Annotated in this window: 20 protein-coding genes; 10 read left to right on the top strand and 10 right to left on the bottom strand. The window is 64.8% G+C overall.

Annotation, left to right across the window (positions count from 1 at the left end):
- Positions 1-99 precede the first annotated feature (99 nt).
- A complete protein-coding gene (locus tag AB6804_RS02500) occupies positions 100-480 on the top strand; it encodes a c-type cytochrome (protein ID WP_035960768.1) in 381 nt (126 codons plus the stop codon).
- Between the two features lie 69 nt (positions 481-549).
- Here AB6804_RS02500 and AB6804_RS02495 read toward each other — a convergent pair whose 3' ends face one another.
- The 3 genes from AB6804_RS02495 to rsxB are packed head-to-tail and all read right to left on the bottom strand — an operon-like array spanning position 550 to position 2514.
- Positions 550-981, bottom strand: coding sequence for a DUF1841 family protein (locus AB6804_RS02495; protein WP_370885093.1), 432 nt, complete (start codon positions 979-981; stop codon positions 550-552).
- A gap of 52 nt (positions 982-1033) precedes the next feature.
- Positions 1034-1678: an endonuclease III gene (nth, locus tag AB6804_RS02490; protein ID WP_370885092.1), complete on the bottom strand. Its 645-nt coding sequence runs from the start codon at positions 1676-1678 to the stop codon at positions 1034-1036.
- Positions 1675-2514 (bottom strand): electron transport complex subunit RsxB, encoded by an 840-nt coding sequence (rsxB, locus tag AB6804_RS02485; protein ID WP_370885091.1) that lies wholly within the window; start codon positions 2512-2514, stop codon positions 1675-1677. The genes nth and rsxB overlap by 4 nt, the downstream gene beginning before the upstream one ends.
- A 327-nt stretch (positions 2515-2841) precedes the next feature.
- Here rsxB and AB6804_RS02480 point away from each other — a divergent pair, with 327 nt between their 5' ends.
- Complete coding sequence (locus tag AB6804_RS02480) at positions 2842-3474, top strand: TetR family transcriptional regulator (RefSeq protein WP_035960777.1); 633 nt, start codon at positions 2842-2844, stop codon at positions 3472-3474.
- Positions 3475-3568: 94 nt separating this feature from the next.
- Here the strand turns inward: AB6804_RS02480 and AB6804_RS02475 are convergent, their stop codons facing one another.
- Both AB6804_RS02475 and AB6804_RS02470 read right to left on the bottom strand, forming a co-directional pair.
- Positions 3569-4840: a polyhydroxyalkanoate depolymerase gene (locus AB6804_RS02475; protein WP_370885090.1), complete on the bottom strand. Its 1272-nt coding sequence runs from the start codon at positions 4838-4840 to the stop codon at positions 3569-3571.
- 306 nt (positions 4841-5146) lie between these two features.
- Positions 5147-7012, bottom strand: a complete 1866-nt coding sequence (locus AB6804_RS02470; RefSeq protein WP_370885089.1) for a glycoside hydrolase family 15 protein — start codon at positions 7010-7012, stop codon at positions 5147-5149.
- A 329-nt stretch (positions 7013-7341) separates the two neighbouring features.
- Between AB6804_RS02470 and AB6804_RS02465 the strand changes: the two genes are divergently transcribed.
- Positions 7342-7590: a hypothetical protein gene (locus tag AB6804_RS02465; RefSeq protein WP_370885088.1), complete on the top strand. Its 249-nt coding sequence runs from the start codon at positions 7342-7344 to the stop codon at positions 7588-7590.
- 177 nt (positions 7591-7767) lie between these two features.
- On the opposite strand, the gene AB6804_RS02460 is transcribed toward AB6804_RS02465, so the two are convergent.
- Positions 7768-7920: a DUF3096 domain-containing protein gene (locus tag AB6804_RS02460; RefSeq protein ID WP_075583087.1), complete on the bottom strand. Its 153-nt coding sequence runs from the start codon at positions 7918-7920 to the stop codon at positions 7768-7770.
- Positions 7921-8076: 156 nt separating this feature from the next.
- Here AB6804_RS02460 and AB6804_RS02455 point away from each other — a divergent pair, with 156 nt between their 5' ends.
- The 3 genes from AB6804_RS02455 (at position 8077) to AB6804_RS02445 (ending at position 11105) form a co-directional block, all read left to right on the top strand.
- A complete protein-coding gene (locus AB6804_RS02455; RefSeq protein WP_370885087.1) occupies positions 8077-9372 on the top strand; it encodes a lactonase family protein in 1296 nt (431 codons plus the stop codon).
- Positions 9373-9412: 40 nt separating this feature from the next.
- Complete coding sequence (locus AB6804_RS02450; RefSeq protein ID WP_370885086.1) at positions 9413-9976, top strand: antimicrobial peptide resistance and lipid A acylation PagP; 564 nt, start codon at positions 9413-9415, stop codon at positions 9974-9976.
- A 67-nt stretch (positions 9977-10043) separates the two neighbouring features.
- A complete protein-coding gene (locus AB6804_RS02445; RefSeq protein ID WP_370885085.1) occupies positions 10044-11105 on the top strand; it encodes a transporter in 1062 nt (353 codons plus the stop codon).
- A 16-nt stretch (positions 11106-11121) separates the two neighbouring features.
- Here the strand turns inward: AB6804_RS02445 and AB6804_RS02440 are convergent, their stop codons facing one another.
- Positions 11122-15276, bottom strand: coding sequence for a DNA translocase FtsK (locus AB6804_RS02440; protein ID WP_370885084.1), 4155 nt, complete (start codon positions 15274-15276; stop codon positions 11122-11124).
- A gap of 169 nt (positions 15277-15445) precedes the next feature.
- Complete coding sequence (locus AB6804_RS02435; RefSeq protein WP_370885083.1) at positions 15446-16006, bottom strand: META domain-containing protein; 561 nt, start codon at positions 16004-16006, stop codon at positions 15446-15448.
- Positions 16007-16290: 284 nt separating this feature from the next.
- Here AB6804_RS02435 and purT point away from each other — a divergent pair, with 284 nt between their 5' ends.
- The 4 genes from purT (at position 16291) to AB6804_RS02415 (ending at position 20019) form a co-directional block, all read left to right on the top strand.
- A complete protein-coding gene (purT, locus tag AB6804_RS02430) occupies positions 16291-17538 on the top strand; it encodes a formate-dependent phosphoribosylglycinamide formyltransferase (protein WP_370885082.1) in 1248 nt (415 codons plus the stop codon).
- Positions 17539-17573: 35 nt separating this feature from the next.
- On the top strand, positions 17574-17744 hold the full coding sequence (locus AB6804_RS02425; protein ID WP_370885081.1) for a DUF6726 family protein: 171 nt from the start codon (positions 17574-17576) through the stop codon (positions 17742-17744).
- Positions 17741-18106: an MliC family protein gene (locus AB6804_RS02420; RefSeq protein ID WP_370885080.1), complete on the top strand. Its 366-nt coding sequence runs from the start codon at positions 17741-17743 to the stop codon at positions 18104-18106. The genes AB6804_RS02425 and AB6804_RS02420 overlap by 4 nt, the downstream gene beginning before the upstream one ends.
- Before the next feature lie 422 nt (positions 18107-18528).
- Complete coding sequence (locus tag AB6804_RS02415) at positions 18529-20019, top strand: DEAD/DEAH box helicase (RefSeq protein WP_370885079.1); 1491 nt, start codon at positions 18529-18531, stop codon at positions 20017-20019.
- Positions 20020-20062: 43 nt separating this feature from the next.
- Here the strand turns inward: AB6804_RS02415 and gluQRS are convergent, their stop codons facing one another.
- The gene (gene gluQRS, locus AB6804_RS02410) at positions 20063-20935 is read right to left on the bottom strand and encodes a tRNA glutamyl-Q(34) synthetase GluQRS (RefSeq protein WP_370885078.1); all 873 of its coding nucleotides are present in this window, start codon (positions 20933-20935) and stop codon (positions 20063-20065) included.
- Between the two features lie 10 nt (positions 20936-20945).
- Positions 20946-21800, bottom strand: coding sequence for a sulfurtransferase (locus tag AB6804_RS02405; protein WP_370885077.1), 855 nt, complete (start codon positions 21798-21800; stop codon positions 20946-20948).
- Positions 21801-21920: the final 120 nt, after the last annotated feature.

Here is a 21920-nt window from a genome sequence, read left to right as displayed (position 1 = left end):
GATACGCGGCTCGAAGCGCATCCGGCAACGCGGGGCAGCGACTACATTGCATCGGGCAGGGTCATGCGTTCAAGCGAAACCCGGCCGACAGGAGAATTCATGAAGCCCTCTCAGGCACTTCAATCCAGCTTCAAGGCAGCATGCGCGGCGGCGGCGTTCATCGGCATGGCGGCGCTGAACACGGCGCACGCAGCCGACGCCGGCAACGGCAAGGCGCTCTCCGACAGCCACAACTGCGCGGCCTGTCACGGCCCGAATCTGAACAAGCCGGTGAGCGGCGAGTACCCGAAGCTCGCGGGTCAGCACGCGAGCTACATCTACTGGGCGCTGCGCCAGTATCAGATGGGCAACGGCAACCCGAACTTCGGCCGCAACAACGCGATCATGTCGGCGCAGGTGCAGAACCTGTCGCAGAGCGATCTGAAAGACCTCGCGGCTTATATCGAATCGCTCGATGGCAGCCTCGTGCTGAAGAAGTAAGCACGGTCCGGTTGCACGCAGAGACGAAACACCCCGCATCGAGCGGGGTGTTTTCATTTGGAGCGATGCTTAGTCTTTCGAAGCACGGCGTTCGATGAGCGCGAGATAGGCATCGGTATCCGGCGGCGTGTTGCTGCGTTGCGCTTCCCAGATCACTTGTCCGAGACATTCCATGATCGCGTGCTGGGCATCATGCGCCGAGCCGAGCCGCGCGGCCAGCCTGTCGTGCGCGCGGCGAATGCCGGGCGGCTGATCGATCGACAACTGCTCGCTGATGGCGAGATGCATCGACAGATGCAGGAAGGGATTCGTGCGACCGGCGTCGGGTGAGTAGTCGGCCTGGTGGGCGTCGGGATCGGCGAGTTCGGTCTGATACTCGGGGTGCTCGCGAATCCAGTCGGCGGCCATGCTTTCGAGCGGCGTGAGAATCTCGCCGGCGCGCTCCTTACGCCACGTTTCGGTGAAGAACTGGCGGACTTCGTCGCGGCTAGGGTTGAACATAAGCGATTGATTCCATTGCGGCATTCAAGCCGGTATTGTAGCGGGCCGCCGCTTATTCCACCGGCGCGGGCGTCTTCGGACGATACTCGCAAAGCGGCTCGATCGCGCAATGCCAGCATTCCGGCACGCGTGCCTTGCAGATGTATCGGCCATGCAGGATCAGCCAGTGATGCGCGTCCTGGAGGAACTCCTCCGGCACGTTCTTTTCGAGCGCCGTTTCCACTGCGCGCACGTCCTTGCCGGGCGCGAGCCCCGTGCGATTGGCGACGCGGAAGATATGCGTATCGACGGCGATGGTCGGTTGACCGAACGCAACGTTCAACACGACATTCGCCGTCTTTCGTCCGACGCCGGGCAGCGCTTCGAGCGCCTCGCGATTGTCGGGCACTTTGCCGCCGTACTGGTCAACGAGCATGCGGCACGCGGCGATCACGTTCTTCGCCTTCGTGCGATAGAGCCCGATCGTGCGGATGTATTCCGTCACGCCTGCTTCGCCGAGCGCGAGGATGGCCTGGGGCGTGTTCGCGACCGGGAACATCTTGCGCATCGCCTTGTTGACGGAGACATCGGTGGCTTGCGCCGACAGCATCACGGCGATCAGCAGTTCGAACGGAGTCGTGTACTCCAGCTCGGTCTTCGGATGCGGATCGAGGCTTTGCAGTGTTTCGAAGATGGCGCGTCGCTTCCTGGCGTTCATCGGGGTTTGTTCGTGTCGCTCGATGCGGTGCCGGGGTCGCTCACGCCGAGGCGGCGACGGCGCTCCTCCGCTGCGTCGATTTGCGCCTGCACGGCCGCGCTCACTTGCTCGGTGTTCTTCGGGCCGGCGCCGAGCTTCGCCAATTCTTCTTTCTTCTTGCGGGCGCGCTCCATCGCGGCCTGGATGATTGCGCGTTTTTTGGCATCGGCGTCGTCGTTCGATGCAGCGGCTTGCGTGGCTTCCGTGGCTTGCGTGGCTTCAGGCGCCATCTGTGCCGAGCGCGACGCCTGCCGCGCCGACGCCCGCGCTTCCGCTTCCACGCGTTCACGTTCGATGCGCGCGATCCGCCGGTCGTGCCGCGTGCGGGCCGCATCGGCCTGTTCCTGGGTCCACGCATCCCAGCCGGTGGCGTCGCCGGTGACGGGAATCATCGCAATGCAATCGACCGGGCAGGGCGGCACGCACAGATCGCAACCCGTGCACAGTTCCGCGATGACCGTATGCATCTGCTTGGCCGCGCCCGCGATGGCATCGACGGGACACGCCTGCATGCACAGCGTGCAGCCGATGCAGATGTTCTCGTCGATGACGGCGAGCGGCCGCGGGCGCTCGACGCCGTGCGTGGTGTCGAGCGGAATCACCGGCTTGCCGAGCAACGCGGCAAGGCGTGCGACGCCTTCTTCACCGCCCGGCGGGCACTGGTTATAGCTCGCCTCGCCGGCGGCGATGGCATCGGCATAAGGCCGGCAGGCCGGATAGCCGCACTTGGTGCATTGCGTCTGCGGCAGCAGGTCTTCGATGCGCTCTGCGAGCGTCTTGGAATGGATGGCGGTCACGTGGGGTTGCGCGATGGCGAATTAAGCAGAGGACTCGAGGCAAAAACACATGCGAGCGACGGCGCCTGTTTGGAAGCATTTCCGGCGGCATCGGCGCGCACGGTTTAATGCTTCAGACGTCATTATCGCCGAAGTCCGCGACCGTCTGCGCAGGAGGCCCTTCATCCCAATTGCCAATGCCGTTGTGATGTGCGCATAATCGAACCGCTTTATCGTTTGACCGCAGGACGGTGTTCCCCAATAACTTGGCGCGCCCGTTCACGTCATGTACCCAATGCGGGCCGCGTGACGCATATCCGGACAACGCGGCTCCCGACTCATGCCACCATGAATCAGCCGAAAATCAAAAGAGATCCTGAAGGAACCCGCCGCCGTATCCTGCTTGCCGCTGCGGAGGAGTTTGCAGCGGGCGGCCTGTTCGGCGCGCGTGTGGATCAAATCGCCCGGCGGGCGGAGACCAATGAGCGCATGCTGTATTACTACTTCGGTAGCAAGGAGCAGCTATTCACAGCCGTGCTGGAGCATGCGTTCAGCGCGCTGGTCGAGGCGGAGCGATCGCTCGATCTCGAAGGCGTCGCACCCATCGAGGCAATGACGCGGCTCGCGCATTTTGTTTGGGATTACTATCGCGATCACCCCGAACTGCTGCGTCTGGTCAACAATGAAAACCTGCACGAAGCGAGATATATCAAGGCATCGAATCGGACGCGCGAGCTGATTTCGCCTGTCGTCGAAACGCTCACGAACATTCTCGAACGCGGGCAAAAAGCGGGACTGTTTCGCACCGATGTGGATCCGCTGAAGTTCTATATCACGCTGTCAGGGCTGGGGTATTACATCGTGTCGAATCGTTTCACCCTGGAGGCAACCTTCGGCCTGGATTTCAGCGAGGCCACGCAGCGCGAACAGATGGTGAAAATGAATACGGAATTGCTGCTTGCCTATTTGACGCGTCGCTGAAACGCCGCGCCGGACGGCGGAAAAAAACGTCGCGCCTTGCAAAAAAGGCGCGACGTTTTCATTTGAAGAAATGGAATCGGTACCTAAACCGAAATCACGCAGGAACCGCTTCGGTCTTCGGCGATTTGTCGTGTTCGAGAATGAACTCGCGCAATTGCGGATACACCATCGTGCGCCAGCGCCGGCCCGAAAAAATGCCGTAGTGGCCGGCCTTTTCCGCCGTGAAATGACGCTGATGCTTTTGCGGAATGCCCGTGCACAGGTCGTGCGCGGCGCGCGTCTGGCCGCTGCCGGAGATGTCGTCGAGTTCGCCTTCGATCGTGAAAAGCGCCGTGTTCGTGATGTCCTGCGGGCGCACCGGCTCGCCGTTGATTTCCCACGTGCCTTCGGCCAGACGGAATTCCTGGAACACGACGCGAATCGTCTCCAGGTAATACTCGGCGGCCATGTCGAGCACGGCGTTGTATTCGTCGTAGAACTGGCGATGCTGTTCGGCGTCGTCATCGTCGCCGCGCAGCAGGTTCTGATAGAAGTCCCAATGCGCGGTCAGATGGCGCTCGGGATTCATCGCGACGAAGCCCGCATGCTGCAGGAAGCCGGGATACACCTTGCGCCCGACGCCCGGATAGTTCGCCGGCACCGTGTAGATGACGTTGTTCTCGAACCATTCATAGGAGTGCTCGCTCGCGAGCGAGTTGACCGATGTCGGGCTGCGGCGCGCGTCGATCGGGCCGCCCATCATCGTCATCGTGCGGGGCGTGGCTTCGCCGCGGCTCGCCATCAGCGAGATGGCGGCGAGCACCGGCACGGTCGGCTGACACACGGAAATGACGTGCAGGTCCTTCGCGCCGATGTGACGGATGAACTCCTGAATATATTCGACGTAATCGTCCAGATGGAACCCGCCGTTCTCGATCGGCACCATACGCGCGTCGAGCCAGTCGGTGATGTACACCTTGTGGTCCTGCAACAGTGTGCGCACGGTATCGCGCAGTAGCGTCGAGTGATGGCCGGACAGCGGCGCGCACACGAGCACGATCGGCTCGTTCTTCAGCTTGGTGACGGTGGCGCTGTCGTCGGCGAAGCGCTTGAAGCGCAACAGCCGGCAGAACGGCTTCTCGACGACCGTCTGCTCGACGATCGGAATGTTATGACCGTCCTTGACGATCTGATGGATACCGAATTCGGGTTTCTCGTAGTCCTTGCCGAGCCGGTAGAGCAGTTCATAGCCGGCGGCGAAGCGCGTGGAGCCGGGAACGTAGGCGAGGGGGCTCGCCGGATTCACGAACGACTTCGACGCGGCCTGGGCCCATGCGGTGAGGGGAGACAGCATGGCCCGCTGAAATTCGTGGATTTGGTAAAGCATTTTCGCCCCAATAACTTCGGTACGTACCGGTCTGCGCGCCGAATCCGTTTGCTGCTCCGGGAATCGGCGGCGATCAAAAAATCCTCGCGGCGCGGCGGCTTTCCCGCGCTGCCAGGTGCAAAGGTGCTGCCGCCCTACGGCTAGACTGGCGGAAGAATCAACGAAAGAAATATTTTCCGTCCATTACCCTGTCAGTACAACCATTCGGTAGAAATTGCCAGCTTTCTCGCAACACATTGTTGCATTGCATCAATTTTAACGGCGGTGTGGCCTTCCGCCAATGTAAACAGTCGCTTGCATCGATTCTTAGTCTTTCGCGGCGGCGGCATCGACGGCGAGATCCGCTTCCGCCCCCTCCGATGTCGACGGCCGGCCGGTCGCCTTCGCCATTCCTTCCTCGTGACGCATCAGATTCATTCCCGTGTGCACGAGCGCAACATGCGTGAACGCCTGCGGAAAATTGCCGACCATGCGTTTCGCCACCGTGTCGTACTCCTCCGAGAGCAGGCCCACATCGTTGGCCAGGCCGACGAGGCGCTCGAACATCGCGTACGCTTCCTCAAGCCTTCCCTGCAGCGCCAGATTGTCGACGAGCCAGAAGCTACAAGCCAGAAACGTGCCTTCTCCCGGCGGAAGACCGTCGGCTACCTCGGTGGTGTGGTAACGCTTGACGAGGCCATCGTGCGTCAGATCGGTCTCGATCGCATGTACGGTGCCGGTCACACGCGGATCATCGGGCGGCAAAAAGCCTAGAAGAGGGATGAGCAGCAGGCTCGCGTCGAGCGCATCGCCGTGATAGGTCTGCACGAACGAGTTCATCTGCGCATTCCAGCTTTTCTCGCACACGTCGGCGTGGATCCGGTCGCGCATCTCGCGCCAGTGGTCGATGGGCCCGCGCAGATTGAACTTCTCCGCCGAGCGGATCGTGCGGTCATAGGCCACCCATGCCATCACTTTCGAGAACGTGAAGTGCTGGCGCCCGCCGCGCACTTCCCAGATGCCTTCGTCGGGTTCGTGCCAGACGGTGTCGAGATGCTGAAGCATCGCGCACTGGATGGACCAGGCGGTATCGTCGCTTTGCAGGCCGCCGACGCGCGCCAGATGCAGCGCATTCATCACTTCGCCATAGACGTCGAGCTGCAACTGCTCGACCGCGCCGTTGCCGATCCGAACCGGCTGCGCGCCTTCGTAGCCCGGCAGCCAAGAAACTTCCCATTCGGCCAGCCGACGCTCCCCCGCGATGCCATACATGATCTGCACCTGCGATGGCGAGCCGGCCATCGCGCGCCCGAGCCATGCACGCCAGGCGCGGGCTTCGTCGTAATAGCCGCCGCGCATCAGCGCGAGCAGGGTGATGGTGGCGTCGCGCAGCCAGCAATAGCGATAGTCCCAGTTGCGCGTGCCGCCGAGTTGCTCCGGCAGCGATGTCGTCGGCGCGGCGACGATGCCGCCCGTCGGCTCATAGGCGAGCGCCTTGAGCGTGATGAGCGAGCGGCGGACCGCGCCGGCCCAGCGGCCCTTCACTTCGCCTTGCGCGGCCCATTCGCGCCAGTGATTTTCAGTGCGCGCGAGTTGCGTGTGCGGATCGTGCGCGGGCGGCAGACGCAAATGCGACTGCGAATAGCACAGCGAGAACGGCACCCGCTCGCCGGCGCTGACATCGAAGCAGGCGGTCGTGCGCATGTTTTCGCCGACGAGATCGACCGGCGTGCGCAGCACCGCGAGATCCGGGCCGGCGATCGCGCGGATGCCGCTGTCGTTCGACAGCCGGCACACCCACGGCACCACCGATCCGTAGTCGAAGCGCAGAACCAGTTCCATCTTCATCCGCACGGTGCCGCGCTTGCCGACGACGATCCGCACCAGTTCCGAATGACCGTTGCGCGATGGCATGAAGTCGACGACCGTCACGGCGCCCTGCGGCGTTTCGAAGTCCGTTTCGAGGATGAGCGTGTCGTCGCGATAGCGGCGGCGCGTAACGGGAGATTCGCCATCGGGCATCGATGGCGCGAGCAGCCATCGACCGTGCTCGGGCGTGCCAAGCAGGGCGGCGAAGCATGCGCCGGAGTCGAAGCGCGGCCAGCAGAGCCAGTCGACCGAGCCGTCGCGGGCGATGAGAGCAGCGGTGTGGCCGTCGCCAACCATGGCGTAGTCTTCGATCAGTGCGGGCATAAGCTGACGTCTTCTGGCGTGCGGCGCGCGATGCGCCGGATTGACGGGAACGCCGCGCGATTTCACTGGCGTGGCGAGAAGCGCATGTGCATGTGGCCGCATTCTGCCGCAATCGTTCGTGGCAAGCAGAAAACGTGACGGTCGCGCCCTGTGGCGGCACGACGCGACGCCAAGTGCGACAGCGTGCCGCGCTCCGTTGGCGGATAAAGACTAGGCATGCGCCGATGCCGCAGTTGATAAAAATATTGCCTGATGTTTGAATGAAAGCTCGTGTTAGGCCAGCGCGCCTTCTCTCTCATCGTTGCACGCGTTTCGAGGAATAGAACTCCATGCTCAATCCGTCGAAAGCTGACTGCATCGCCATTCTTTCTGCCGCAAGCGGTATGCGCGACAGCGACGCCTTGCTTGCGCTCGATCACAAACGGCTCGGCCTTTCCCGCAACGCGATGGACACCACCGCGATCTTTCTCACCGAGCGCGGATGTTTCCACCGCTACAGCTTCGGCGCGAGCGGCGTGTCGGTCGGGGCGCTGTCGCTGCAAGGCCGCTTGCGGCTGGATCAACTCGCGAACGGTTGAACCACGTTGCTGCCGCTTGTAAAAGACCGGCGGCGTATCGCTGACTTTCATGTGCAAACGCACGCGTGCGGACTCACCGCTCGCGTGCGTTTTCGCTTTCAGTCTGAAGGAAAAATGCCCGCGCGGAACCGTCAGCGCAAATCGGCGTCACAAGGCAACGTGTGCTATCAACGTGTGCTATAGATGGGCCGCACCCGAACCGAACAAGCCGATCAGCCCAATGACGATCAGATAGATCGCCACGATGAAGTTGAGCAGCCGCGGCATTACGAGGATGAGAATGCCCGCGATCAGCGATACGACCGGTCCGAGGCTCAGGTGAATGTTCATCGCGTCAGTTCCTTTTGTTCGTTCGCGTTATACGGTCTGTCTGTTGCGGCTCGCTTGCGATTCGCGCGGTCCGCAACTTGCTGTCGCACACCGCCGATCTTGCCGGCCGACACCCGCCCTTGATAACAAGCAGCAAATAGACGACGAGGAGGTTTCATGCAACCGATCCATTCGTGCGCCGCGACGAATGCGCCTTTGCAAGCCGCGCGCCAGCCCGCGCGGACGGTGCGCTGGGCCAAGGGCGTCGCGTTGATGCTTTCGCTCGCCGCCGCCCACGCCTTCGCGCAGACGCCGGGCGCAGCCGCGCCGTCGTCCGCTGCGAGCGGCGCGACGAACGCCGCCGGTGCAAGCGACGTCTATGACCTGCTCATCGGCACTTACACGGGCGGCGGCAAGAGCGAAGGCATCTACGTCTATCGCTTCGATGCGGGCAACGGCGAGCTGACGCGCATCGCGTCGGCGCAGACGGTGAACCCTTCGTATCTCGTCGTCAGCCGCGACAACAACTATGTGTACGCGGTCAACGAGCTTCCCGGCGACAACGGCCCCGCGTCGCAACGCGGCGGCGTCAGCGCGTTCCGCTTCGATCGCGCGAGCGGGCAACTGAGCTTTCTCAATCGCGTGTCGGCAGAGGGCAACGACCCCTGCTACCTCGCGATTTCGCCCGACGGCAAGTATCTGCTCACCGCCAACTATTCGGTTGCAGCCAATCCGGGCGGCAGCTTCGCCGTCTTTCCGCTCGCTGCGGACGGGCATGTCGGCGCGTCCGTGCTGACGGTGCATCACGAGGGCAGCGGTCCGGTGAAGGGCCGGCAGGACAACTCGCACGTCCATTCGACGGTCTTCTCACCCGACGGCAAATATCTCTTCGCGCAGGATCTTGGCGTCGACAAGGTGTTCGGTTATCGCTACACGCCGGATGGCAGCCGCGGCCTCTTCGGTCCGACCGATTCGCGCTACACGCCGGTCAAGGCCGGCTCGGGCCCGCGCCATTTGATCTTCGACGCGAGCGGCAAGCACGCCTATCTGACGACCGAAATGAACGCGTCGGTGCTCGTCTTCGACTACGCCAATGGCAAGCTCACGGAAACGCAATCGCTGCCGATGACCGCGCCCGGTTTCAAGGGCAAGGTGGGCGGCGGCGCGCTGCATCTGTCGCCGGACGGGCGCTTTCTCTACGCGACGAACCGTGGCGACGCAAATGAGCTCGTCGCGTTCGCGGTCAATCCGGCGAACGGCCGCCTGAAGCTGCTGAAGCGTTATCCGACGCTCGGCAAGACGCCGCGCGAATTCGCGATCGAGCCGGGCGGGCGCTGGCTCGTCATCGGCAATCAGGAGAGCGACAGCGCGTTCTTCTTCCGGCGCGACCCCGCGACGGGCGAACTCGCCTCCGACCCAAAACGGCTGTCGATCGGATCGCCCGTGGATTTCAAGTTCGTCTCTCCGTCTTGACGCATTGCGCCGTACCCGTTAGCCACGCAGCCCAGTAACGATGACAAAAATAGCGGTCAAGGCGGTCACGGTTTCTTTGCTCAGTCTGTCGTTCGGGGCGCATGCCGGCGAAGCGCAGTGCGACTACAAGCACGACTGGTTGTCGTCGGCATGCGAGCGCGTAATGCGCGTCGCGCACGACGGCACCTGGGACTTATACGTAACCGGCTATGGCTGGCACATCGACGGCTACACGAATCGTAGCGAGCTGAATCCGTGGTCATGGGGCGGCGGCGCGGGCAAGCACTGGGTCGACGCGAACGGCAACGAAGACCTGCTCTTCGCGATGGCCTTCTCGGACTCGCATCACAACTTCGAGCCGATCGTCGGTTATGCGCGCCAGTGGTACACGAACCCGGTGATCGGCGGATTGCAGGTCGGCGGCGGCTTCTTCGCGGGCTTCACCGCACGCAGCGATGTCGCGCATTACCTGCCGCTGCCGCTCGCGTTCCCGGTTGCATCGGTGCGCTATCGGCGGACGTCGTTCCTGGGAACGTTCATCCCGCGCATTCCTGGTCTCAATGATGGCGATGTCGCATTCTTCTTTGGCCGCTACGAGTTTTAGTACGATGCCGCAGCGGCGCGCGAATCGAAGCCGCCATCGTCAATCGTATTGAAAGGCAGAAGCAAGATTGGACACCATCCGCAACTCCGACGCGACGGCACGCACCAGCACCGGCACCAGCCGCAGCGATCCGGCGCCGCCCGGCTTCATCAGCGCGTTCGACTTCGCCGGCGGCGATGCGATCCGGCTTTCGTGGGATGAAGCGCGCAGGGCCGTCGCCGGTGACGGTCCCACCTGGCTGCATCTTTCCGCAAACGACGATACCGTCGAAAGCTGGCTCGAAGGCGTCACCTCGATGCCCGACGTCGCACGCGAATTCCTTAACGGCGAGGACAAGCGGCCGCGCGTGCACATGGGCGCGAACTTCATTTACGGCGTGGTCGCGGATCTCGAACTGGTCGCCGCCGCGCAGCAAGCCGCGTCGCCCGGCGCGCGCGAGGCCAACCGCGCGACCGGGGCGCTGCGCTTCTACGTCGACCGGCATCGCATGATCACCGTGCGCGCGCGTCCTTTGCAATCGACCGACCGGCTGCGTCACGCGGTCCTCGAAGGCGCGACGTTCCGCGATACCGTCGATCTCTTCGCCGGCCTGATTCGCGCGCTGAACGAGACCTTCGTGGACCGCATCGATGAAATCGGCGATCGCCTCGATGATGTCGAAGAAGGCGTGCTCGAAAATAGCCACGCGAACTGGCGCGCGCAGCTGGGCGACGTGCGGCGGCGTCTGGTGGAGGTAAAGCGCTTCATCGACCCGGAGCGCAATGCGTTGACGCAACTGGTCACGCGCCGGCTCGAATGGGCCGAACCGCGCTCGATGGAAGCGCTCGTGCAGGCCATTCAGGTGCTCAACGGGCTGGGCGGCGGGCTGGAAGGACTCTATGAACGCGCGAAGCTGCTGCAGGATGAAATCGCGGCGCAGTTGTCCGAAGACATCAACCGCAAGCTGCTGTGGCTCGCGATCATGTCCGCGTTGCTGCTGCCCGCCACGCTGGTGACGGGCATCTTCGGCATGAACGTGGCCGGCTTGCCCGGCACGCACGATCCGCATTCGTTCTGGATCGTCATCGGCGTGATGGCAGGGTGCGCCGCCATCACGATCCTGCTGTTGCGCAAGCTGCGTCTATGGTGATGGCGGCCTGACGCGCTCACTCGCCGGGGCCGGGCGGCGCGAGCACTTCGCGATTGCCGTTACTGCCCATCGGCGAGACGAGTCCGGCGGCTTCCATCTGTTCGACGAGCCGCGCGGCGCGGTTATAGCCGATGCGCAACTGCCGCTGCACCGACGATATCGACGCGCGCCGCGTCCGCACGACGAACGCGACGGCTTCGTCGTAGAGCGGATCGGCTTCGGCGTCGGGCGTTTCACCGAACAGGTCCTGCGAACCGCCTTCGGCCGTCGGGCCAGAGAGAATGCCTTCCTCGTACTCCGGCTCGCCGAACTGCTTCAGATATTCGACCACGCGATGCACTTCGTCGTCCGCGACGAACGCGCCGTGCACCCGCTGCGGATATCCGGTTCCGGGCGGCAGGAACAGCATGTCGCCCGCGCCGAGCAGCGATTCCGCGCCCATCTGGTCGAGAATCGTGCGCGAATCGATTTTCGACGACACCTGAAACGCCACGCGCGTCGGAATGTTCGCCTTGATGAGGCCGGTGATGACATCCACCGAAGGACGCTGGGTCGCGAGAATCAGGTGGATGCCGGCCGCACGCGCCTTCTGCGCGAGCCGCGCGATCAACTGTTCGATCTGCTTGCCGGCGACCATCATCAGATCGGCGAGCTCGTCGATGACGACGACGATCAACGGCAGCGTCGACAGCGGCTCGGGCGCGTCGGGCGTCAGCGAGAACGGGTTCGACAGCTTCTTGCCCGCCGCTTCCGTGTTGCGCACCTTCTGATTGAAGCCTTGCAGATTGCGCACGCCGACCGCCGACATCAGCCGATACCGCTTCTCCATTTCGCCGACGCACCAGTTGAGCGCGTTGGAGGCGAGCTTCATGTCGGTGACAACGGGCGCGAGCAGATGCGGGATACCCTCGTAGACCGAGAGTTCCAGCATCTTCGGATCGATCATGATGAGGCGCACGTCCTCGGGCTTCGCCTTGTAGAGCAGCGAGAGGATCATCGCGTTGATCGCAACCGACTTGCCCGAACCGGTCGTGCCCGCGACGAGCATGTGCGGCGCTTTCGCGAGATCGGTCACGACCGGATTGCCGACGATGTCCTTGCCCATCGCGATCGTGAGATTCGACTTCGACGAGCGATACACGTCCTGCTCCAGAATCTCGGACAGGCGGATCATCTGGCGCTTCGCGTTCGGCAGTTCGAGGCCCATGCAGGTCTTGCCGGGAATCGTCTCGACGACGCGGATCGACGTGAGGCCGAGCCCGCGCGACAGGTCTTTCATCAGGCCGACGATCTGGCTGCCGCGCACGCCGAGCGCCGGCTCGACTTCGAAGCGTGTGATGACCGGCCCCGCCGATGCGCCGACGACCGTCACCGGCACCTTGAATTCCTGCAGACGCTGTTCGATCAACTGGCCCGTATCGGCGAGGCGCTCTTCTGACACGGGCTCCACTTCGTCGGAAGCGGGTTCGAGCAGGTCGAGCGTCGGCAACTCAACCGCCGATGCCTGCGGCGCGTGGAACTCGAACGCCGCGCCGGCGAAGCCGCGCACGGGCTGGCGCGGTTCGGGCGCGGGTGCGGGCGTGGGCAGCTCGACGGTGGCGGGCGGCGTTTCGCGGCTTGCCTGCTGCTGCTGCGGTGGCTGTGGCTCCGGCGGCGTCTCGGCGCGTGAGGCAAATGCCGGAGGCGCTGGTGGGATCGACGCGGTGTCGTCGTCGAACCAGGGCGGCGTCTCGCTGTGCTCCAGCAGCGCGTCCGGGAACGGCGGTGGGAGGATCGGCGCGGCGTCGAAGGCGTAGCTCGCGGGTTCGAATGCCGGCGTTTCCGGCGGCAGCGGCTGCATCGCGGGCGCGGGAGGCCATGCGGGTTCTCGCGGATCATCGTTCGCCGATACGGCTGCGTCCGCACGCGTCGATCGTCCGGCGGGCGGAAGCGGCGGGGCCGAGACCGGTGGCGCGCCGAGCGCGGTCAGTGCGACGGCGCTGGCTGCGGCGCGAGACGCTTCGGCGTGGCTTGGCTCGTCGGGTGCGGGCACGTAGAGTTCACTCGGGCGCTCGGCGGCGCTCATCAGCGATGCAGGCCAGGACGGTTGGTCGGGCAGTTCGACGCCCGCAGTCGTGACGTTTTCGGTGGGCGCATTGCGCTCGGGTCCGGGCGGATCGACGGGCAGCGATGCTGCGTTCTCGTCCGTACGCTCTGTGGACGACACACGCAAAGGCGCAGACGCGGCGGCATCGAAAGGCCACTGCGGTTCGGAACTGCGTGTCGCCGCGGTAGCAAAGGGTTCGGGCGCGATTGCTCGCGTAGCCTCGGCGTCACTATGTGCTGCATCGCTTGGCGATTGCATTGCATCACTGACCCACGCTTGACTGACTGCCGCCGCTGCTTCGATGCGCGTAGCGATCGGCCTCTGTTCCGCGCTCTCAGCAGGTTCGAACGGCGGCGTATCGCCAAAGCTTTCCGGCGCGGTTGCACCAGGAGCGGTAAAGATGGAAACGTCATCCTCCGCCGATCGCGACGCGGGCTGCGGGCCTTCCACTGACGACGCGTCGGCGTCGGCATCGGCGGGCGTGCCTGTCGGATGCACGCCGGTGTCATGCGTCGCGACATCATGGCTTTCAAAAGCGGAGCCAACGAGCGCCTGTACGCGCGGCTGAGGCCACCCGTCATCCGCTGGTGCGTGGGCCGATTCTGTTGCGAAAGGCGCGATTCCCTCAGCGCCCTGACGCGACTCGCGCGCAGGCGCGGAGGCCGAAGCGTCCTTCGTCGGGCCGTCGCCTCGCAGCGAAGAGGGCAGGGCGGATTGACCTAAGGAACCGGAGCCGCCAGGACGCGACGTTACATTCGCTACGGAAACCGCTGCATTCTCCGGCAGCGCCTGAGCTTCATGATCGCGGGCGAGGCTCGCCCCGGCAAGCGAAGTCCAAAGCGCGGCGTTTTCTTCGATGGAGCGCAGCGTCGCCTGAATTGCTTCGGGCGGTGGCGGCGGCTTCGACGGCGCGGGGGCGCGAGAAAAGGCCGGCGCGGCGAAAGGCTGGGGCCGTGGATCGCGCGCAACGGTATTTCTCGTCACATCGCCTGACGAAGCCCGTTTCGCGATGCCGCGCGACATCGGAGACGGCGACGGCGCGGTCGGAGAGCGGGGTGGCGCCATCGCGCTCGTGCTTGTCGAAAGCGGCGCTTTGGAAGGCAGCGGCGCGCGTGCAGGCGTCACCGGTGATCGATTGACCGCAGCAGCCGACGCAGTCGCAGCAGTCGTTACCGTCGATAGTGAAGGCGCCCGCGCCGCGGCGACGTCACTCGCGCCGCGCCCCGTTGCCTTGCCAGCGGACTTCGACGCTCCCAGCGCAGCCGCCGACGTCGACAGCGAATTGAGCCAGCCGTCCGGCGCGACCGGTTCGACGAACGCCGCCGGCACTGCCGCCCCCGCACGTTCGAAAGCGGGGCGCTTCGAGTACGCTTCCGCCGTCGCCGCAATGTTCGCGGCAGCGGCTTCCGCGCGCCGCGTCGTAGGCTTGCCGGTCGCAGGCGGACGCCACACCGTCGGCCGCTGATAACGCCCGCTTCGATTGCCCGGCGACATGCCGAGCGTCGACTCGTCGTGCGACGCGCGCAGGCTCATGGCGTCGAAATGTTCCCCGCCGATGCCGCGCACCGCCGATGCTCCACCCGCCGGCTCGCGCGTGCGGCGCTCCCGCCAGCGCATCTTGCCGGACCTCGACTTCGACTTTGCGCCTGCCTGATCGCGCGCACGCGGCTCGCGGTCGGACTCCTCGGGCGGCGTGGTCCAGCTTTGCGGCAGGCCGAAGCCGAACGCTTCCTCGACCCAGCGAAGCACCGAACGCCAACTGAAGCCGACGAGCCACGGAAGACTGATTAGAAGGACGACCGCCGCGAGCGCGACGGCCCCCGCCGGCTGCGCGATGCCAGCCAGCCCGCTTGCAAGCGCACGCCCGACGCGATTGACGTTCTCCTGCGCTTCGATCGCGCCGGCGAGCGCGCCTTCGAGCGCGGCGCTCGACAGCAGCACGCAGAAAAAACCCAGCCACAGCCGGATCGTGCCGGGGCCGCGCAGCCCCGCACCGCCCGGCAGCACCGATTTGACGACGCGCCAGAAAAGCGCAAGGAACCAGACGACTGATGCACCGAACCAGCCAAGAACTACCGTGTGCATGCTAAGGATTGAACCAGGTTTGGGTGAAACGGATGGAACTGCTGCCCGGCAGCACGCGTCATGCGAGCGGGCCGGGCATATCGATCGAGCAGTTTAACGGGTCGCGACTAAACCGACGCGCGATGGCGTTAGCGCGCAACAGCTTTGAGGCGGGCCGCGACGCCCGCGTTCATTTGGCGCGTGGTGCGAAGGTGAGCACCTGGCCGTCTTCGAGCGTCAAGTGGAGCGATTGCGGCGGGTTCATCTGGACGCCGCTCTTCGCCACGTGCGCAAGGCCGTTGAGATACGGCTGCTCGAGCGCGCCGCTCGACTGCGACGGACACGCCATGCGCGTGCCGGCAAGCGGCCCGAAGCTGAGCTTGCCGTCTTTCAGATCGTACGCGCCGGTGTAGCGATTGCATCCGGAGAAGCCGCTGGCGCGCCGGCGGCCGCTTTCGGTCGAGAAGTCCAGCGTGATCGGATGCGCGCCCTGTTGGACGGCCGGAATTGCGCGGGGCTGTCCGCCCGCCTCGGTCCACGCGGTGAGTTCCCATTGCGTGTCGTCGAGCAATTGCGTCGCGGCGGGGTTGTACGGATCGGTGGGCGGCGCGCTCGCGTCGGAATGATGCGGCATGGCGCATCCGCTCAAAAGGCTCGCCACGACGAGCGCCGCGCCGGTGCAGCGCGACAGCAGTTTCGTCGACGGCCATGAGGAGAGCGAAAGCGATGCGCGGGGGAAATGCGAGGACATCGATGATCCTGAAACTGGCGAAAGCGTAAGCGTACCGCACGCGTCCTACGCTGTGTCCAGCGTCGAGATGCAACAAAACGATCGGCGGCCATATTCCCGATGACGCTTGCCGATGACGCAGCCGGGAATTCGGGCAGCAAGCGCGAGTCAATACTGCTTGTCAATATGCCGAACGGCAGAGCGGAAGCGGCGAGCGGTGCGTGTTAACATCGCCGCCAATCGCTTTTCGAAGGGCTTGCGTATGCCTTCGAAGCGGACGCACAACCGTTTTCATTGGAGCTCGCATGCAGACCGATCACGCCGGAAACAACGCAGCAAGAGAACTCGCTTCGTCGATCGGCACGCCGCTTTCTTCCCATGCGACGCGCGTCATGTTGCTCGGCGCGGGCGAACTGGGGAAGGAAGTGATCATCGCGTTGCAGCGTCTGGGCGTCGAAGTCGTCGCCGTCGATCGATACGCGAATGCGCCGGGGCATCAGGTTGCGCATCGCGCGCATGTCATCGACATGACCGATCCCGCCGCCTTGCGCGCGCTCGTCGAGAAGGAGCGGCCGCATCTGATCGTGCCGGAAATCGAGGCCATCGCAACCGACGCGCTCGCTGAAATCGAAGCGTCCGGCACGGCAACCGTCATTCCGACGGCGCGCGCCACGCAGCTCACGATGAATCGCGAAGGCATCCGCCGCCTTGCCGCTGAAACGCTCGGCCTGCCGACATCGCCGTATGCGTTCGCGCAATCGCTCGACGAGATGAAGGCGGCAATCGCGTCAATCGGCTTTCCGTGCGTCGTGAAGCCGGTGATGTCGTCGTCGGGCAAGGGCCAGTCGGTACTGCGGAGCGAGGCGGACATCGAGCCGGCCTGGAACCACGCGATGGCAGGCGGGCGTGTGAACCACGGGCGGGTGATCGTCGAGGGTTTCATCGACTTCGAGTACGAAATCACGCAACTGACCGTGCGCGCCGCCGATCCCGTGAGCGGTGAGACGCAGACGTACTTCTGCAAGCCGATCGGGCACGTGCAGGTAGCGGGCGATTACGTCGAATCGTGGCAGCCGCAGGCAATGGCTCCTGCCGCACTGGAGAAAGCGCGCGACGTCGCGGCGAAGGTCACGACGGCGCTCGGCGGCCGCGGACTGTTCGGCGTCGAACTTTTTGTTCGCGGCGACGATGTCTGGTTCTCCGAAGTCAGCCCGCGTCCGCACGATACCGGCCTCGTCACGCTGGCGACGCAGCGCTTCTCCGAGTTCGAGCTGCATGCGCGAGCGATTCTCGGCTTGCCTGTCGATACCTCGCTGAGCACCCCGGGCGCGTCGGCGGTCATTTATGGCGGCATCGACGAAGCGGGCATCGCGTTCGAAGGCGTGCGCGAGGCGCTGGCGGTGCCTGGCGCTGACCTGCGGCTCTTCGGCAAGCCGGAGAGCTTCGCGAAGCGCCGCATGGGCGTCGCGGTCGCGACGGGCGCCGACACCGGCGAAGCGCGCGAGCGGGCGAAGCTGGCGGCATCGAAGGTGCGGCCTGTTTCGACGAAGTGACGGCATCGTCCATCGTCCATCGACGGGAGAAGAGGGTGAAACGCTTGTGGCTGGCCGCGCTCGTCGCGGCATGCGTGGGACTTTCGGGCTGCGGACTGGCAGCCGCGCCGTGCCGGATCGTATCGGCGGGGCTGAAGATCGTGCCGGTGGTCGGCCATGTCGCTGCTGCGCCGACCGACGCTTGCGCGGAAGTCATCGATCCATGATTCACATGAAGCGCTTTCTCACATTCACGATCGCCGGCATGGCCGCGCAGACAGCGCTCGCCATGCCGCTGACGGTTCCGCAGATTCAGGCCGAATCGACGCAAACCACGCGCTATGACTGCAAGGACGGCAAGACCGTGTCGGTGCAGTACACGAACACCCGCAATCGGCAGAGCTTCGCCGCGCTGACCGTCGACGGGCGCAAGCTGCTGTTCGTCAGCGTGATGGCGGGTTCGGGCGCGAGGTACGTTGCCGATCGCTTCGTCTGGTGGACCAAAGGTCCGCAGGCGAATCTGTACGACGATACCGCGCCGAAAGATTCGCCGCCGCTGCTTGCGGACTGCCAGGCCCGGGCGAGATGACACGGACGCGCCGCGAGGAAGGGCCGGAGCGCTTCCCGGGCCGGTGCTACAATGCACGGTTTCCCGGCAATGACCAGGGGGCTGCGATGGCGAGTCGATTGCGTGCAGCGCCCGGCGGGCAAGCAGCGGCACAACGCCGTTTCGCCTGGCGCGCGGCAACGCGCGTCCGGTGTCGCGAAAGCGTCATCGAAGCGGTGCTCCATCGAAGGCGTTCGTCGTGCCGCAGCGAAGCGCAAGCTGCGACGCACCGGCCGGCCTGCGGATTGCAACGCGCGCACACCGGGCGCTGAACCTCTTGCACATTACGTCGCGGACCTTTTCGCGTCATCGAAACATTCACGCGTGACCGACCGGACCATCCCAACCGTCCGTTACGCGCGCCGCATCGAGCGGACCCTTTAGCGAAAGCCAATAAAGTCACCATGTCTGATTCCGTCGCCACGACCACGCCCACCGAACAAGCCAAGGCCGCGCTCACGTTCGACCAGTTCGGCCTGTCCGCCGACATCCTCCGGGCGGTGAGCGAATCCGGCTACACCACGCCCACGCCGATCCAGGCCGAAGCCATTCCCGTCGTCCTGGCGGGCCGCGACGTAATGGGCGCGGCTCAGACCGGCACCGGCAAGACCGCGAGCTTCTCGCTGCCGATCATCCAGCGCCTTTTGCCGATGGCGAACACGAGCGCGTCGCCGGCGCGCCATCCGGTGCGCGCGCTGATGCTGACGCCGACTCGCGAACTCGCCGATCAGGTCGCCGCCAACGTGCAGACGTACTCGAAGCACACGCCGTTGCGCAGCACGGTCGTGTTCGGCGGCGTCGACATGAATCCGCAATCGGAGGCGTTGCGCCGCGGCGTCGAAATTCTGATCGCGACGCCGGGCCGGCTGCTCGATCACGTCCAGCAGAAGACGCTCAACCTCGGCCAGGTGCAGATGCTCGTGCTCGACGAGGCCGACCGCATGCTCGACATGGGCTTTCTGCCGGACCTGCAGCGCATCCTGAATCTGCTGCCGAAGGAACGTCAGACGCTGCTCTTCTCGGCGACGTTCTCGCCCGAAATCAAGAAACTCGCTGCGACGTATCTGCGCAACCCGCAGACGATCGAGGTCGCGCGCAGCAACTCGACCAACGCGAACGTACGCCAGATCGTCTACGAGGTGCACGAGAGCGATAAATCCGGCGCGGTGGCGCAGATCATCCGCGAGCGCGAGCTCAAGCAGGTGATCGTGTTCTGCAACAGCAAGATCGGCGCGAGCCGGCTTGCGCGTGTGCTGGAGCGCGACGGCATCGTGGCGACCGCCATCCACGGCGATCGCACGCAGGGCGAACGCATGCAGGCGCTCGATGCGTTCAAGCGCGGCGAAATCGAGGCGCTCGTCGCCACCGATGTCGCGGCGCGCGGTCTCGACATCGCCGAACTGCCGGCGGTGATCAACTTCGATCTGCCGTTCAACGCCGAAGACTATGTGCACCGCATCGGCCGGACGGGGCGCGCGGGCGCATCGGGCGATGCGCTGTCGCTCTGCAGCGCCAACGAGCGCAAGCAGCTTGCCGACATCGAGAAGCTCATCAAACGTCCGCTCGAAGTGCACACGCTTCATGTGACGGCGCCCGCGCGTCGCGACGGCGCACGGCGCGACGAGCGTCCGGCGCGCGGCGAGCGCACGGAGCATCGTCATGGCGGGCGGGAAGACGCGGGATCGCGCCGGCGCACTTCGCCGGGCTCGAGTTCGTACGACCGGCCGCGCGGGCGTCAGCAGCCCATCGACGAATTTTTCCTGAAGCCGTATGAGCCGTCGCCATCGGCCATGAAGCGGCAGGAAGAGACGCCTGAACCCGAGCGCAAGAGCACGTCCAAGCAGCCGCTCGCGGCGTTGCTGGGCGGGCTTGGCATGCCGCGAAAGACGTCGTGATCTAAGAAAAACGGCAGCTTTTTTACAGCTGCCGTTTTTTTGCCTACCGCGCGAAGCGCCGCGCCCAATCGTCCGTCGCGGCGGCGTAGAAACCATCGAGCGTGCGGGCCGACGATGCATCGATGCCGAGATGCCGCGCCGCCTGCACGAGCGCGTCGAGCGGAGCGTCGCGGTTTAGCGGCACCGCGCCGGTCTGCTTGCTGAGCTTTTCGCCAGCCTCGTTGGTGAGCACCGGCACGTGCAGATACGACGGCGTCGGCACGCCGAGGCATCGCTGTAGATAAATCTGACGCGCGGTCGAATCCAGCAGGTCCGCGCCGCGCACGATGTGCGTGATGCCCGCATCGGCGTCATCGACGACGACGGCCAGTTGATACGCCCACAAGCCATCCGCGCGCTTCAGCGCGAAATCGCCGACTTCGGTCGCCAGATTCTGCGTCTGCGGCCCCTGCCAGCGATCCACGAACGCGATGCACGCCGCATCGCCGTCCGGCACGCGCAAACGCCACGCGCGGGCGGGGCGGCCATTCAGGCCCGTACGGCAGGTGCCCGGATACGCCAGCGTCGCGTGACGCGCGTGGGCATGCACGAGCGAATCCGCGATCTCGCGACGCGTGCAGCCGCACGGATAGATCAGGTGTTGCGCCTGCAACGCTTCGAACGCCTTGGCGTAGGCGGCATCGCGCCGGCTTTGCCAGACGGGCGGCTCGTCGGAATGCATGCCGAAAGCGCCAAGCGTCGCGAGAATGTCGTCGGCGGCGCCGGGCACGGTGCGCGGCGCATCGACATCCTCGATTCGCACGATCCAGCTTCCGCCGTGCGCGCGTGCATCGAGATAACTCGCGAGCGCGCTCACGAGCGATCCCGCATGCAGCGGGCCGGTCGGCGAGGGCGCGAAGCGGCCGCGATAGGTCATGTACAGGCGGTTATGCCGCCTTCGCTTCGGGGTGGCAGGCCGGGCAAGCCTCGCCCGCCTTGTAATAGGGCGATTGCTGGTCCTCGACGCTCACGACCGCGCGGCAAGCGAAACATTGCGCCGTCTCGGTCGGCTGGAGGTTCGGGTTCAGCGCCGTGCGGTAATCGAACACGAAGCAGTCGCCGTTGTAATGTGCGCCGCCAACTTCCTCGAAATACTTCAGGATGCCGCCTTCGAGCTGATAGACATGCTCGATACCCACTTCCTTCATGTGAATCGCAGCCTTTTCGCAGCGAATGCCGCCGGTGCAGAAGGAGACCACTGTCTTGCCTTCCAGATCGGCGCGGTTCTGCTCGATCACTTCCGGAAACTCGCTGAACTTCTCGATGCGATAGTCGAGCGCGTTGTCGAACGTGCCGACATCGACTTCGAACGCATTGCGCGTGTCGAGCATCACGACCGGGCGGCCCGCGTCGTCGTGGCCGCGGTCGAGCCAGGCCTTGAGCGTGGGGGCATCGACAGAAGGCGCGCGGCCCAGTTCGGGCCTGATCGCGGGCTTCTTCATCGTGATGATTTCGCGCTTGAGCCTGACTAGCATGCGGCGGAACGGCTGCGTGTCCGACAGGCTCTCCTTGAACTGCAAATCGGCGAAACGGCCGCCGAAGAGCGCGTCGGTCCGGACGTAGTCGATGAATTCGCGCACCTGCGCGACCGGCCCCGAAATGAACAGGTTGATGCCCTCCGGCGCCAGCAGGATCGTGCCCTTCAGCCCGAGCGCGTTGCAGCGTTCGGTGACGAGCGGCCGCCAGGCGGCGCCGTCCTCGATGGTGACGAATTTATAGGCGGAGAGATTCAGAATGTTCATGGTGAAAGACGGCGAAACGCGTAGAAACGAGACAGACGCGGCAGCGGGCAGCCGCGCGAAACCTCTATTATCCCGCAAACGGCGCAGCCGATTCGAGCGGGGCGTGCGCCGCCTGGCGCG

Origin of the sequence: Caballeronia sp. RCC_10 (assembly GCF_041360715.1) — a bacterium.
GTDB classification, from domain to species: domain Bacteria; phylum Pseudomonadota; class Gammaproteobacteria; order Burkholderiales; family Burkholderiaceae; genus Caballeronia; species Caballeronia grimmiae.
The sequence above is the reverse complement of the archived record's forward strand: the minus strand, read 5'-3'. Positions and strand labels throughout refer to the sequence as shown.